This window comes from Dyella solisilvae, from assembly GCF_003351225.1.
Lineage (GTDB): Bacteria > Pseudomonadota > Gammaproteobacteria > Xanthomonadales > Rhodanobacteraceae > Dyella > Dyella solisilvae.
The window spans coordinates 97,514-111,916 of the sequence record NZ_QQSY01000006.1 but is presented as its reverse complement, the minus strand read 5'-3'; the positions used below and the strand labels follow the sequence as shown (position 1 = coordinate 111,916).

The window sequence follows — 14,403 nt, the reverse complement described above, 5'->3', positions numbered from 1 at the left end:
CGCCATGGTACCGCGACGCCGTCCCCTCTCCCCGTTGGGGAGAGGGTTGGGTGAGGGGGTGGCCTTGCGATGACGGCCATTCAGGCGAGCTTTGCTGAGGCCTCATCGCGAGCACCCGCCCCTCATCCCAACCTTCTCTCCGGAGGGGAGAAGGAGTGAGTTGCATCAGCCCGAAATCGCCAAGCGCTCCGACTGGTACAAACGTACCGTCACCAGCACGCCCAACGCCGCCGCCGCCAGACTGCCAAGCAGGCACAAGACCAACTGCTGTGCATCCACACCGTCGCCGCGCAACAACTGCATGATCCCGATGTGTTGGCCAAGCAGTGGCACGGCGTACATCCAAGCCTGCGACTTGATCGGCATGGTGGAGAGCAGGATGCTCGGGATCACCGGGACAAACATCAGCAGCGACACATAGGTCTGCGCTTCGCGATAGCTCTTGGCGAAGGCCGCCACCAGCGACTGCAGCGCCGCCAGCAACACGATCAGTGGCAACATCAGCAGCAGGACGCGACTGCCGAAGCCCAGGCCAAGGTCCAGCTCCATGCCGAGCTTTTCGGTGGGAATGAAGCGCCCCACTACGGCGAACGCCGCCAGCGAGATGAGCAGGCTGGCCGTGGCGAACACGCAGATCGCCACCAGCTTGCCGGCCAGGATCTTCCAGCGCGGCACCGGGTTGGCGAACAAGGGTTCCAGCGACTGCCGCTCTCGCTCACCGGCCGTGAGGTCGATCGCCAGATACATGCCGCCCATGAACACGGTGAGCACGAAGAAATACGGGAGGATGGAGAACATCAGCGCCGCGCGCGCCTGCGCCGTGGCCTGGTCCCGCTTGGCCGCCACCACCGGCCAGGCCGTGCTGGGTGACAGCCCCCGCGCCACCAGCCGCATGGCGCCCTGCTGGCGAGCATAAGTCTCCACAAGCTGGCTCACCCGCATTACCGCCGTATTCGCGTCGCGCTGAGAGGAGTCGAAGATCAGCTGCACCTGCACTGGCTCGCCCTTGCGCCAGGCGCGGCCGAAGTCGGGCGAGATGCGCAGCACGATGTCGGCATCCTGCTTGCGCACGGCCAGCTCGGGATTGGCGATGGGCGGCGTGGGCACGATGCCGTCGACCTTGAGCGCAGCGATGAGGTTGGGCGCGTACTCGGCGCCGATCACCGGTACCGGCAGCGGCTTTTCCGCCTTGTCGAGCTCGCGGTTGAGCGTGATGTTGAGCAGCATCACCAGGATCATCGGGCCGAGCAGCGGCCCGGTGAGAAAGGCGCTGATGAGCGTGCGGCGGTCGCGGAGGTTCTCCTTCACCTCCTTGAGGAAGACGGTGAGGAAAGCCCGGCTGCGGCCGATCGTTGGCGCGATGTCCCTGTTCATGCGGCCAGTCCCTCTTCGCTGCCGATGATTTTCACGAAGGCGTCTTCCAGGTTGGCCTCCCCCGTCTGCTCACGCAGCGCCTCAGGTGACTCGTCCGCCACCACGCGGCCATGGGCGATCACCACGATGCGGTCACACAGCGCGGCCACCTCCTGCATGATGTGGCTGGAGAACAGCACGCAGCGACCTTCGCCCTTCAATCGGCGCATGAACTGCCGCAGCGCGCGGGTCGCCATCACGTCGAGCCCGTTGGTGGGTTCGTCGAGAATGACGTTGCGCGGGTCGTGGATCAGCGCGCGGGCGATCGCGGTCTTCACGCGCTGGCCCTGCGAGTAACCCTCGGCGCGACGGCCGGCGAAGTCGCCCATCTCCAGCGCCTGCACCAACGCCTCGCGGCGCGTGGCCAGGACATCTTCGGGCAAGCCATGCAGGCGCGCGAAGTAATCGATGTTCTCGCGCGCGGAGAGGCGCTTGTACAACCCTCGCGCATCCGGCAGCACGCCGAGCAGTCGGCGCACGGCCAGAGCGTCCTCCGCGGCATCGACGCCATCCACCAGCACCCGGCCCTGGTCGGGCGCCATCAGGGTGTACAGCATGCGCAACGTGGTGGTCTTGCCGGCGCCGTTGGGGCCAAGCAGGCCGGTGATCTCGCCATCGCGTGCGGTGAAGCTCACGCCGTCGACGGCCTTCACCGCGCCGAACGCCTTGTGCAGGTCCTTCACTTCGATCATGGCTCAGCTCCGTTGAAGTCGATGAACATCGGCGTGGGTTGCAGGCGGTCCAGGCACTTGACGTTGAGCGCTGCGGGATTCAGGTCTTCGATGAAGTGCTTGATGACCTGCGGCGCGCAGCCCGCGTTCATCACGTTGTGGCCCTGGCCGGTCAGCACGAGGTGACGCGATCGCGGCAGGTTGCTGGCCACCTGCTCGGCGTAGCGCGGCGGCGTCACCGGATCGTATTGGCCGGACAGCAGCAGCACCGGCTTGTCGGTCTTCAGCGGCTGGTGGAAATCGTCCGGTCGCGTGCCTTTGGGCCAGACAGAGCAGACGTTCTTCAGCGTGTCGATCATGCGCGTGCCAAGGATGGTGTGCGCATCCTGCGGGCGTGCGGTGAGCAGGTCGGCATCCTCGCTGCAGATCACCGACAGCTGCATGCCGCCGTTCATGGTGTCGGAGAGATCCCCCGACAGCAGCTTGGCCTGGCCCAGCAGCGGGCCGACGTCGCCATGCGCCGCCGCGTCGATGGATAGCGGCAGCAAGGCCGAGGTGAGCGGCGTATAAGCGAACATGCGCACCACGCTGGCCAGTGATGCCTCGCTCAGCATGCGCTGCACGGTCTGGTAGTTCTGCGGATCGCGGAAGCTCACCATGTGCGGGTTGGCGCGCAGCGCATCACGCAACTGGTACAGCGTCTGGTACGGATCATTGAAGCGCTTGCGGCAGGCGTCGGTTGTCGCGCATCGGGCGAATTGCGCCTTGAGCGCGTCGTCGAGGTTCTGCGCAAAGTCCTCGCCAAGCACCAGTTCGTTGGGCACCACACCATCCAGCACCAGGCTGCGCACCGCTTCCGGATGCCGCATCGCGTATTGCTGCGCCATGCGCGTGCCGTAGGACACGCCGACCAGGTCGAAGGTCGGCGAGCCGAGCGCCTTGCGCACGTCTTCCAAGTCCTGCACGGCGACGCTGGTGGTGTAGAAACGCGGATCGGCCTTGTCGGCGAGCAGCTTGAGGCAGCGCTGGATTTGCTCGCGCTCTTTTTCCGGATGCGATTGCAGGTCGTCGACGCCGCCCTCGGGGCCGGCCCCTTCGTCTTTGCAGGTAAGCGGGTTGGACCCACCGGTGCCGCGCTGGTCCAGCAACAACACATGGCGATGCGCCGTCAGCGGCGATAGCGCAGTGGAGACTGCCGGCCACGATTCCGTCGCCGCCTGGCCAGGACCGCCGGCGAGCATCACCAGCATGTCCCTGCTGGCCACCTGCGCGCTGCTGCGCAGGACGGCCAGTTTGAGATGGATCGTCCGGCTGTGCGGATCGTCGCGATTTTCCGGCACCTCGAATGGCGCGCACCACGCCGCCGTGGACAGGCCGCTGTTCGGTTCACTCAACTCGCAGGGCGTCAACGTCAGCGAACCGAGCCGCCACGTCTGAGGCTTCGCCGGCGCGACAGCCGCAGGGGCCGCAGCGGCAGCCGGTGGGTGATCGCCTGTCGCCTCGGGTTCCTGGGGATGGAAGTGCCTCCAGCCCAGTGCAACGACGATGACTATCGCCATCGCTATGCGCAAACTTGTCCTTCCCTTGCTCGCCATGCTGATGCCCCTCATTCCTTCGGGTTTCGTGGAGTTGCCAACAACGTCGCCGGCGCGTCTGGTTCGAAGATCGACTCGATCGACAGGTCGAACAGCCGCGCGATCTTGAACGCCAGCGGCAGGCTCGGATCGTACTTGCCCGTCTCGATCGCGTTCACGGTCTGGCGCGACACGTCCAGGCGTTCCGCCAGGTCCGCTTGTGACCAGCCGTGATCGCCTCGCAATTCCCGGATGCGGTTGATCATGCGCGATAGCTGCGCCAGGTCAGGAAGCAGCACGCCAGGCCATACGTGATGCAGATGGCCGGATAGACGAAAAGGAGAACCGTGGCGCCATCCAGCACGAGGATCCGCGCGGCGCCGAGAAAACCGAGGGCGCAACTGCCCAGGCTCACGATCACCACGCCGATGGCCAGAGCTTCCATGTGCTGGCGTCGCTCCCGTTCATCGCTCGCGAGCACGTGGCGAAGACTGGCCCGGATGATGCCCGCTACCGGCAGCATCGGCGAGAGCACCAGCGCCGTCTTGAGCCAGCCCGGGTCCATGCCCTTCTGCAGGGGCCAGACATACAGCATGAACAGCATGTACCCGACGATGGCCGGCATGAATTCGCGCAAGTAGCGGCGGTCGCTGGCACGGCTGCGTTCGCGCGCCACCGCACGCCCGGCGTGGACCAATAACGGCAATGACAGCGCTACCGCCAGCACGCCCGCGAAGCGCGCGGCCGCCCCGCCCACGGCCATCAGCCAGACGCCGCCAGCAAGCAGCGCGTAGGCAAGCAAGAGCGCCGCCGAGCGTCCCCACGCCGGCCAATCCGCCATCGGGCCCCAAGGCAACTTCCGTCGAACCTGGGCGCGGGACATCACGGCCGGCGTTCCAGTTTTCGAATCGGCGCTTTCCATGATCCGCCTCATGTCAAGTTGACTTGACATGAGGCTAAGGCGGCCAGGCCAAGCCTGTCAAGCTTGCTTTACATACGCAAGGTTATCGACAGTCCCACGCCAAACTTTAGTGTCATGGCAATAAGACATTTCCAAAAACGTGACAGAATTTGCACATTGGGCCGCTGCAAGGGTCGGAAGTGACCCGAAACGACGGCCGATTCTTCACCCCGTCTTAACAAATCCCTCGTTTCCACCCCGAACAGGGCCATCTCACTGGCCCTGCGAGGCTTGGCACGGCGGTTGCAAAGGGCGGGGTAAGCGATCTGGAGACCAGCCCATAGGGGGTCCGGGCCAGAAGCCGAACAGCGCAGCCGGGGGCCCCAGCCCCTAGTCCGAAAGCGCGTCAAAAAGCGGTATCCACTAAATCAATTAAGGACTCGGGTATGAAAAAGCTTCTTCTCACCGCCGCGATGGCTGCCGTTGTTAGCGTGGCCGTTCTGGCTCCGCAGTCGGCCAAAGCCGTCGATGGCACGATCACCTTCAAGGGCCAAGTTCTCGCGCAGACTTGCACTGTGGACACCATCGCCTATCAGTCCAATGGCACGTTGACCACGCCTGACAACCGCACGATCAACCTGCCAAACGTGTTGGCCACCGCGTTGAATGCTGCGGGCAGCACCGCCGGCCAGACCGGCTTTCAGATCCAGATCGCCGGCTGCGACCCCGGCCTCAAGAGCGTGACCACCACCTTCTCCGGCAGCGGCATCGACGTCACGAACCACGTGCTTTCGAACACCGGCACCAGCAGTGCCGTGGAAGTGCAGTTGCTCGACAGCAGCCAGAATGCAATTCCCCTGGCCGCAACCTACGCTATGCCCGCCGTCAATCTTACGAGCGGCGCGGCCACGCTTCAGTACTACGCCCAGTACTACTCCAAGAACGGCAGCGCCGGGGCGGGTTCCGTCACGTCCACTGTCTCGTTCACGATGTCCTACCAGTAAGACGGCAGGCACGGCGACCCCACGGCGGCCGCCGTGCCTGGCTTTCCACCCTCTACAGGAAACTCCCGATGAAGAGCCTTATCTGCGCCGTGGGCGCGGGTCTAGTCGCCTTGTGCGTCTGCACAGCCACTGCTCAGGCCAGTGTCGTGATCGGCGGTACCCGTGTGGTGTTTCCGGCGAAGGATGGCGAAGTGACCGTGCGCCTGACCAACCAGGGCAGCAAGCCGGCGTTGGTGGAGAGCTGGATCGACAGCGGCGACGCCCAGTCGACGCCGGACAAGGTGGATGTGCCCTTCCTCGTCACCCCCCCGCTTTTCCGTCTGGAACCGAACAAGGACCAGAGCCTGCGTATCGTCGCGACCCCGGCCCAATTGCCTGTGGATCGCGAATCCCTGTTCTGGTTGAACGTACTGGAAGTTCCACCGAAGCCCACGAGCCTCGAGGGCGAAAGCAAAAACACGCTGCAGTTCGCCGTACGGTCGCGCTTGAAGCTGTTCTATCGCCCGCCCAATCTGCCGGGCGACCCGTTGAAGGCACCTGAAAGCCTTACCTGGAAGGCCATGTCCGGCGGAGAGAGTATTGCACTCGAAATCCGCAACCCGACGCCTTACTACGTGACGCTGACCACCATCACGGTGAATAGCGGCGGCGCGATCTATTCGGCGGATAGCGGCATGATTTCGCCGCTGAGCACGCTTCGTGTGGCGGTGAAGGATATGCCGCATGCTCCGTCGAGCGGCGCCAGCATCGACTACACCGCACTCAATGACTACGGCGCCAGCATCGCTCTCAAGGGCATCGTCTCCCCGTGAGTTTGCGGTGCTCCAGTGCCGCCCTGCAGCCACCCCGCGATCACGCGAAGGGTCGGCAGCTCCTGCTGTGCGCGGGCATCGCCCTCGCGCTCGGCGGGTGGGTTAGTGCGCATGCCACCGATGCTTCCACCAGCGCGGACGCCAGCGGCGCCGATGCAAGCTTTGATCGCAGCCTTCTGTCCGGCGCCGGACAGAACACGGTAGACCTGTCACGCTTCGAGCACGGCAATCCAATCTCCCCAGGAAACTACCGCGCCGACCTTTATCTCAATGGCATGCCAACAGGACGCGCCAATGTCCGCTTTGCTACGGCTCCGGGACAGGTCACCGCAACGCCGTGCGTTGACCAAACCCTGCTCGACAAATTGAATTTGCGACCGTCCAACCTTCCCGCCGAAGTGGTCGCCCAGATGAAAGACCCCGCGGCATGCGTGGGCTTCGACCGCGTCATCCCGGGGGCTAATTTGGCGTTCGACTTATCCAGCCTGCGCCTGGACGCCAGCGTTCCGCAAGCACTACTAGGGCTCAAACCACGTGGCTACGTGGGTCCAGAGTACTGGGATGCCGGCGTGCCTGCGGCACTTCTCAACTACAACTTCAATACATACCGCTCGTCGAACCAGGGCATTTCGCAAACAACGGCCTACCTCGGCCTGAACCTGGGTCTGAACATCGGCTCGTGGCACTTTCGCCAGGACTCTACGGCCAACTGGTTTTCATCCGAGGCGGGCGCGCCGGCGCGCCACCAGTGGCAGAACATTAATACTTATGTTCAGCGCGATCTGCCGTCACTGCGCGCGCAGCTGACGCTGGGTGACTCCTTTACCGACGGCCAGGTCTTCGACAGCTATGGCTTGCGCGGCGTGCAACTGGCGACGGACGATCGCATGCTGCCGGACTCGCTGCGCGGCTACGCGCCGGTCGTGCGCGGCGTGGCGGACACCAACGCGAAAGTGACCGTTCGGCAGAACGGCTTGATCATTTACCAAACTACGGTGGCGCCCGGTCCGTTTTCCATCAACGACCTTTATCCCACCGGATACGGCGGCAACCTGGACGTCACCATTTCGGAAGCCGACGGACGTACGCGAACCTTTGTCGTGCCGTATGCCTCCGTGGCGCAACTTCTTCGCCCGGGCACGACACGCTTCGACATCGGGGTCGGTGAACTGCGTTCGACGCTCATCGACCACAAGCCGACCGTCGCACAAGCGACCGTCCAACATGGCTTCGGCAACCTATGGACGGGCTATGCTGGACTCCAGGCTTCTCAGGGCTACCAAGCCGTACTGATTGGCAGTGCGCTCAATTCGCGTTTTGGCGCCGTTTCGATTGATCTGACTCAGGCCCACGCTGAGATTCCGGGATTCTCCTCGCAGTCGGGCCAGAGCATGCGGATCAGCTACAGCAAGATCCTGCCCGAAACCAACACATCTCTCTCAGTGGCCGCTTACCGCTACTCCACAAGCGGCTTCCTGAGCCTCTCTGATGCGGCCGTCGCGCGGGACTATTCCCGCCGCGGTCTCGATGCATTCACAGCCACACTGCCCATCAACCAGACGTTCATCGATGGTATTCCGGCGCAGAATCTGCTGACGCCCGCACAGCAAGCGGCGCTTAATGGAGCCAACTACAATCCCGCGCTGCAAAGCCAGGTGCTGCAACGCCAGCGCAATCGCTTCACGCTCTCGCTCAGCCAACGCCTGGGCGATTCCAGCGGATCCCTCTTCCTCAATACGACGGCCAACGACTACTGGAACCGTACAGGCACTGATACGCAGTTCCAAGTTGGCTACAACAATACGTTCCACCAAGTGAACTACGGCGTATCCGCCACCCGCACACGCGATCCAGTGGGTCGGTACGACAACCAGTATTTCGTCAACCTCAGTTTCCCTCTTGGCCAAAGCACGCACTCGCCCACACTTTCGTTCAATGCCTCGCACGACACCACCAGCGGCGCGCAGGAACAGGCAATGATCAGCGGCTCGGCCGGCGTGGACAATCAGTTTACCTACGGCGCCACTGCCTCGCACAACGAGACGACCGGCAATGCCGGCTCCCTCAACGGTGGTTACCGCAGTCCTTATGCCATCATCAATGCGAGCTATGGCAACGGCAGTGGCTTCTCGCAGGCTGCAGTCAATGTCAGTGGTGCCGTGGTGGCGCATCCGGGAGGGTTGACCTTTGGCCAGCCCATGGGCGACACGGTGGGCCTCGTCCATATCCCCGATGCCGCGGGTGCGCGCCTGGGTAATGCATCCGGCCTCCGTGTGGATGGCGCAGGCTACGCACTCGTGCCCTACTTGGTGCCATACAACCTCAATACGATTACGGTCGATCCTCACGGACTCCCCCTGGACGTCGAGCTTGACTCGACCAGCGCTCAGATCGCCCCGCATGCCGGTGCAGTAGTGATGGTGACATTCACCAGCCATAACGGACGCGTTCTGATTGCCCAGGTCCGCCTGCAGGATGGCAAGTCACTTCCCTTCGGTGCGGAAATCGTGAATGAAAAGGGCACTGTCCTTGGCGTATCCGGACAGGCTGGCAAGGTGCTTATGCGGGGCGTCGAGCAACGCGGCCTACTCACCGCACGCTGGAACAATGGTGAGGGAATGCAGAGCTGTCAGTTCCCCTATCAGCTGAGCCCGCGCAGGAAGGGCCAGCTCGCCGGTGCCTTCGAGCAGATCACGGTAACGTGCTTGCGCTCCACAAGCGTTGCACAGGTTTCAGGGAGCGGTACATGACGCATCATCTTTACAACAGTCGCGGCCGGAGCCGATGGCTCGCGTATCTCGTTCTCATGGTGGCGGGATGCGGCTGGTCTTCGCTAGCGGCGGCGGCCAATTGCACAGCTTCATCGGCGACGATGACGATGCCTGACGTCGTCATCACAGCGACTAACCAGACCGTAGGCACCGTACTGGCGACCTCCAGCCCCGTCACCATCGCATTCACCTGCACCGGCCTGCCCGTCACAACTACCCGGTCGGCGGACTACATCGCGACGATCCAGGCTGGGCAAAGTCTGGCGACGCTGGATGCCACCAACAACCCCAACGGGCCTGGCATCACCTTTGCGACGAACATCCCGGGCGTTGCCTTGCTGGTCACTGCAAGCCCCGTACAGGCAACCAGTCTCAGCGGAAACGTAAACGACGGCCCAAACAAGTACGCCGGCTATCCTGTTGGCTCGGTCACGGCTCCGGCCGGTTCCGTGCAAGGCAGCTATGGCAGTACGTTTACCGAAACCTTTGTGGGCCAACTCATTGTCACAAGTACCACCGTCGGCACTGGCACCATCACGGGCAAGAGCCTCATTCCCTTCTGGTGGTACGTGTCGGGCGGCTCACAATATTCCAGCAGCATTAATATGGGTGCCAGCCTCATGCTGGCCAACAGCACCATCCGCAGTGGATCGTGCAGCGTCAATACGGACTCTCAGAACCTCAGCGTGAACCTGCCGAGCATCATCGCATCGGCGTTTACCGGTGGTGGTGCCGTAGGCAGCAAGATCCCCTTCAACATCAACTTGACCTGCAAGTCGGCAAGCAAAAACGTCCTAATCACCATGACGGCCAGTAACCCTGGGCCACAGACGGGCGTCATCCTCTCCACGACGGGCTCAGGCTATGCAAACAACGTGGGTGTGCAGGTCTTCAACAATGCGGGGACACCCGTGGATGTCACCGGCGGCTCAAGCCAGCGCATTGCCACATCCACCAGCAAAGGCCCACTGTCCATTCCCTATACGGTGCAGTACTACCAGACGGGATCGCCCGTCAGCGCCGGCCAAGTGAACGCCACGCTCACGTTCGTCATGAGTTACCAGTAATGATGGATTCTCGGAGCATCAAAAGAACGTCTGCATGACCAACTTGATCGACGAGTCGTCCTGCCCCAAGGCCCGCGCATAACCCGCGTAATAGCTGAGCACGCGATCGTCAGAAATCCCTGATCGGGCCACCGTGGTCACGCGCAGATCAAAAGCTGCCGAATCAACTTCCCGCCCGGCACAAACAGAGCGCATAGCTTTCGCTGAAGGCGATGCAATGGCAACGTCCACGCCACGAGCCATGCATGTAGGCTCCAAGACGCTGCCCGAGAACGTGAGCGTTCCGTCAACGGCATGCGCCCGCGATCCACCCAGCGCCAAGGCGACGACGCAACCCGCACAGGTCCAGCGAATCCAGCCCTTCATAAGCGCCCCTTCCCGCAGCCCCTGCAGAAAGCGGGAGTGCATGTCGGGTCTATCGGCGTGGTCCCCTGGGACTTGATATGGGAAACCCGGGCAGGTCTCCGCAATGTGAAGCACGTCACATTCGTCCCGCACCCAGCCGGGGGCGGGCTAGGCGGGGCGATCTGGATTGGGTGGGGGCTGACCGGTTAGCGGCGCGGGTCAGCGCAGCTTGAATCCCTTGTTGGGCAACCGTTTAGGAAGCGGCTGCGGACTCAGCGTGAAGAGACGTACTTCTCGCGGCGGATCTGGGCCACCGGCAGGCCAAATTCCTTCAGCGCAGTGAAGGCGGCGTCGACCATGTTGGGGTTGCCACACAGGTAGGCGATATCACGCTCGGCGCTGGGCGCCAGCTCGGCCAGTACGTTCTGCACGTGGCCGGTGCGGTCGTTCGGACGAGGCGTCGCGCGGGGCTGGCGGCTGAGGCAGCCGTAGAAGCTGAAGCCGGGGTTGGCCTGGGCGAAGGCTTCGAATTCGTCACCGTAGAGCAGCTCGGTCTCGTTGCGCGCGCCGTACAGCAGCACCACCTCGCGGCCCTGCTTCACCAGTTCGGCGATCTGCGGGAGCATGGCGCGGTACGGCGTGACGCCGGTGCCGGTGGCCAGCAACAGGTAGCGGCCGTTGGTATCGCCCGCCTGCAGGCAGAAACGCCCGTAGGGGCCGCTGGCGTTGATTTCGCCGCCGACCGGCAGCTCGCCCAGCAGTTTGGTGGCTGCCCCGCCGTCCACGTAGCTCACCGCGATTTCGATGCGCTGCACCGGCGAGGAACCGTCGCCCACCGTGCCCACCGAGTAGCTCCGCTTGGTGGCGGCGCCGTCCTCATAGTGGAAGTGGACCTGCAGGAACTGGCCCGGGACGAAGGCCAGGGGCTGCCCGTCGGCGCGCTCGAAGGCCAGGTGGCGCACGGTGGGCGCCAGCATGCGGCTGTCGACGAGACGGAGCTGGAAATGGTCTGCCATGGGGTATTCCGGGGGAAACAGTGTGGCCACCGCGTCGCGCCGGACGGGCTGGGCAAGCCACGTATAATAAAGGGCTAGCCCCTTCGGTGCAGCTCATGCCCTCCTCTTCCACACCCGCGCTGGTCGTCGACAACCTGCGCAAGACCTATAGCAATGGCGTCCAGGCCCTCAAGGGCATCAGCCTCACGGTGCAGCCAGGCGACTTTTTCGCCCTGCTCGGCCCCAACGGCGCCGGCAAATCCACGCTGATCGGCATCCTCTCCTCGCTGGTGAACGCCACCAGCGGCGACGCGCAGGTATTTGGCGTGTCGGTCAACAAGCAGCGTGGCAAGGCCATGCAGCTGATTGGCCTGGTGCCGCAGGAAATCAACTTCAACCAGTTCGAGAAGCCGTTCGATATTTGCGTGAACGAGGCCGGCTTCTACGGCATTCCGCGCAAGATCGCCGTCGAACGTGCCGAGAAGTACCTCAAGGAACTGCGCCTGTGGGACAAGGCGCAGGACCAGGCGCGCATGCTCTCCGGCGGCATGAAACGTCGCCTGATGATCGCCCGCGCGATGATGAACGAGCCCAAGCTGCTGATCCTCGATGAGCCCACCGCTGGCGTGGATATCGAGATCCGCCGCTCCATGTGGCAGTTCGTGAGCGGCATCAACGCCGCCGGCACCACGGTGATCCTCACCACGCACTACCTGGAGGAAGCCGAGCAGCTGTGCCGCAACATCGCCATCATCGACCACGGCACGATCGTGGAAAACACCTCGATGAAGCGACTGCTGGCCTCGCTGGACGTGGAGACCTTCGTGCTGGACATCCAGCAGGTCCCCTCGGAGCTGCCGGTCATCCCGGGCATCACGCTGCGCCGCGTCGACGAGCACACGCTGGAAGCGGAGATGTCCCGCTCGCATGATCTCAACTCGCTGTTCGCCACCTTGTCCGCCGAGGGCATGACGGTGACCTCGATGCGCAACAAGACCAACCGACTGGAGGAGCTGTTCGTTCGACTCGTCGAGAACGGCCGCACGACGAAGGACACCGTGGAGAAAGTCGCATGAACAGCGCCGGCAACCTCGTCGCACTCAACACCATCGTCCGGCGCGAGATCGTGCGCATCATGCGCATCTGGACGCAGACGCTGATCCCGCCTGCCATCACGATGACGCTTTACTTCGTGATCTTCGGCAAGCTGATCGGCAGCCGCATCGGCACCATCGAGGGCGGCTTCACCTATATGCAGTACATCGTGCCGGGCCTGGTGATGATGAGCATCATCACCAACAGCTACGGCAACATCTCCAGCTCGTTCTTCGGCGCCAAGTTCAGTCGCGCGGTGGAGGAGATGCTGGTATCGCCGATGCCCAACTGGGTGATCCTGCTGGGCTACGTCACCGGCGCCGTGACGCGCGGCATCATCGTCGGCGCGCTCGTGCTGCTCATTGCACTGTTCTTCACGCACCTGAACGTGGTGCACCCGCTGATCACGCTGGCCTCGGTGATCCTGGGCGCAACGATCTTTTCGCTCGCCGGATTCGTCAATGCGGTGTATGCGAAGAAGTTCGACGACATCGCCCTGGTGCCGACCTTCGTGCTGACCCCGCTCACCTACCTTGGCGGCGTGTTCTATTCGGTCAGCATGCTGGGCGAGCCCTGGCGCACCATCTCGATGGTCAACCCCATCCTGTACATGGTCAACGCGTTCCGCTTCGGCGTGCTTGGCGTGAGCGACGTGCATGTCGGCGTGGCGTTCGCGGTGATGCTGGCGTTTGTCGTGGGTTTGTCCATCGTGGCGCTGCAGCTGCTGAAGCGCGGCATAGGCTTGCGGTCTTGAGTGCAGAAAATAGTGAAGAGAAGTGAGGAGTGAGAAAAGAGCCACCTCTCGTTTCTCACTCCCCTTAACTCACTCCTAGCCTTTATGCGTGTAAACAAATACATCAGCGAAGCCGGCATCTGCTCCCGTCGCGAGGCGGACGAGATGCTGTTGGCTGGCCGCGTCACCATCAACGGTGAAGTCGTCACCACTGGCGCGAAGGCGCTGGAAGGCGACGAAGTTCGCGTTGATGGCGAGATCGTCAAGGCGCGCATCCTCGCCGCCACGCCGTCGGCCAAGCGCGGCGTCTACATCGCGCTGAACAAGCCGGTGGGCGTCACCTGCACCACCGACTCCACGGTCAAGGACAACATCGTCGACTTCGTTGACCATCAGGAGCGGGTGTTTCCGATCGGTCGCCTGGACAAGGATTCGGAAGGCCTGATCCTGCTCACCAGCAACGGCGACATCGTCAACGAGATCCTGCGCTCGGAGAACAACCACGAGAAGGAATATCTCGTGGCGGTGAACAAGGCCGTCACCGACGAGTTTCTCGCTGGCATGGCGCGTGGCGTTCGCATCCATGGACAGATGACCAAGCCGTGCAAGGTCCGCAAGATCGCGAAGTTTGGCTTTGCCATCATTCTGACCCAGGGTTTGAACAGGCAGATTCGATTGATGGCGGCGGCGTTTGGCTATCGCGTGACGCAGTTGCGGCGGGTGCGCATCATCAATGTGAAGTTGGGGCATCTGAAGCCGGGGCAGTGGCGGAATTTGACTGAGGCGGAGTTGAAGGGGCTGTTGCCGAATCGCACGCAGTGGTGAGTGATTTTGGCTCACTTTGTGGCCAACTCTTTCTCTAGCAGCGCCCCGTGCGTGACGGCATCATCGCAGTCGTAGCTGTGCTTCCATCCCTGAAAAAACTGGGAACCCAGGTTGCCCCACGCTTTCCTACCCGTCATCCCTGCGAAAGCAGGGATCCAGTGACTCTAGCTTCTAGCCTCTTCTAAGGCGTTACCGCC

14 protein-coding genes are annotated in these 14,403 nt (G+C 63.0%); 7 read left to right on the top strand and 7 right to left on the bottom strand.

Annotated elements, in window-relative coordinates; genetic code table 11:
* Nucleotides 1-165: 165 nt before the first annotated feature.
* Genes DVT68_RS17880 through DVT68_RS17860 form a run of 5 tightly spaced genes read right to left on the bottom strand, consistent with a single transcriptional unit; the run spans nucleotide 166 to nucleotide 4,580 of the window.
* Nucleotides 166-1,374, bottom strand: coding sequence for an ABC transporter permease (locus DVT68_RS17880; RefSeq protein ID WP_114826561.1), 1,209 nt, complete (start codon nucleotides 1,372-1,374; stop codon nucleotides 166-168).
* The gene (locus DVT68_RS17875) at nucleotides 1,371-2,105 is read right to left on the bottom strand and encodes an ABC transporter ATP-binding protein (protein ID WP_114826560.1); all 735 of its coding nucleotides are present in this window, start codon (nucleotides 2,103-2,105) and stop codon (nucleotides 1,371-1,373) included. Before DVT68_RS17875 ends, DVT68_RS17880 begins: the two co-directional genes overlap by 4 nt.
* Nucleotides 2,102-3,679 (bottom strand): alpha/beta hydrolase, encoded by a 1,578-nt coding sequence (locus tag DVT68_RS17870; protein ID WP_114826638.1) that lies wholly within the window; start codon nucleotides 3,677-3,679, stop codon nucleotides 2,102-2,104. The genes DVT68_RS17875 and DVT68_RS17870 overlap by 4 nt, the downstream gene beginning before the upstream one ends.
* Nucleotides 3,680-3,690: 11 nt before the next feature.
* On the bottom strand, nucleotides 3,691-3,924 hold the full coding sequence (locus DVT68_RS17865) for a helix-turn-helix transcriptional regulator (protein ID WP_199536134.1): 234 nt from the start codon (nucleotides 3,922-3,924) through the stop codon (nucleotides 3,691-3,693).
* Nucleotides 3,921-4,580 (bottom strand): hypothetical protein, encoded by a 660-nt coding sequence (locus DVT68_RS17860; protein ID WP_147281769.1) that lies wholly within the window; start codon nucleotides 4,578-4,580, stop codon nucleotides 3,921-3,923. The genes DVT68_RS17865 and DVT68_RS17860 overlap by 4 nt, the downstream gene beginning before the upstream one ends.
* Before the next feature lie 425 nt (nucleotides 4,581-5,005).
* On the opposite strand from DVT68_RS17860, the gene DVT68_RS17855 reads away from it, so the two are divergent.
* From DVT68_RS17855 to DVT68_RS17840, 4 genes are all read left to right on the top strand, one after another.
* Complete coding sequence (locus DVT68_RS17855; RefSeq protein WP_114826558.1) at nucleotides 5,006-5,563, top strand: fimbrial protein; 558 nt, start codon at nucleotides 5,006-5,008, stop codon at nucleotides 5,561-5,563.
* Nucleotides 5,564-5,631: 68 nt separating this feature from the next.
* Nucleotides 5,632-6,375, top strand: a complete 744-nt coding sequence (locus tag DVT68_RS17850; RefSeq protein ID WP_114826557.1) for a fimbrial biogenesis chaperone — start codon at nucleotides 5,632-5,634, stop codon at nucleotides 6,373-6,375.
* Nucleotides 6,372-9,125, top strand: coding sequence for a fimbria/pilus outer membrane usher protein (locus DVT68_RS17845; RefSeq protein ID WP_114826556.1), 2,754 nt, complete (start codon nucleotides 6,372-6,374; stop codon nucleotides 9,123-9,125). Before DVT68_RS17850 ends, DVT68_RS17845 begins: the two co-directional genes overlap by 4 nt.
* The gene (locus tag DVT68_RS17840; protein WP_114826555.1) at nucleotides 9,122-10,213 is read left to right on the top strand and encodes a fimbrial protein; all 1,092 of its coding nucleotides are present in this window, start codon (nucleotides 9,122-9,124) and stop codon (nucleotides 10,211-10,213) included. Before DVT68_RS17845 ends, DVT68_RS17840 begins: the two co-directional genes overlap by 4 nt.
* An 18-nt stretch (nucleotides 10,214-10,231) precedes the next feature.
* Here DVT68_RS17840 and DVT68_RS17835 read toward each other — a convergent pair whose 3' ends face one another.
* Both DVT68_RS17835 and DVT68_RS17830 read right to left on the bottom strand, forming a co-directional pair.
* Entirely contained in the window at nucleotides 10,232-10,579 is a 348-nt protein-coding gene (locus DVT68_RS17835) for a hypothetical protein (protein WP_147281768.1), read from the bottom strand.
* A gap of 251 nt (nucleotides 10,580-10,830) precedes the next feature.
* On the bottom strand, nucleotides 10,831-11,574 hold the full coding sequence (locus tag DVT68_RS17830; protein ID WP_114826553.1) for an FAD-binding oxidoreductase: 744 nt from the start codon (nucleotides 11,572-11,574) through the stop codon (nucleotides 10,831-10,833).
* A gap of 95 nt (nucleotides 11,575-11,669) precedes the next feature.
* Between DVT68_RS17830 and DVT68_RS17825 the strand changes: the two genes are divergently transcribed.
* The 3 genes from DVT68_RS17825 to DVT68_RS17815 all read left to right on the top strand — a co-directional run bounded on the left by DVT68_RS17825 (nucleotide 11,670) and on the right by DVT68_RS17815 (nucleotide 14,206).
* Nucleotides 11,670-12,629: an ABC transporter ATP-binding protein gene (locus DVT68_RS17825; RefSeq protein ID WP_114826636.1), complete on the top strand. Its 960-nt coding sequence runs from the start codon at nucleotides 11,670-11,672 to the stop codon at nucleotides 12,627-12,629.
* On the top strand, nucleotides 12,626-13,402 hold the full coding sequence (locus tag DVT68_RS17820) for an ABC transporter permease (protein WP_114826552.1): 777 nt from the start codon (nucleotides 12,626-12,628) through the stop codon (nucleotides 13,400-13,402). Before DVT68_RS17825 ends, DVT68_RS17820 begins: the two co-directional genes overlap by 4 nt.
* A gap of 84 nt (nucleotides 13,403-13,486) precedes the next feature.
* Nucleotides 13,487-14,206, top strand: coding sequence for a pseudouridine synthase (locus tag DVT68_RS17815; protein WP_114826551.1), 720 nt, complete (start codon nucleotides 13,487-13,489; stop codon nucleotides 14,204-14,206).
* Nucleotides 14,207-14,403: the final 197 nt, after the last annotated feature.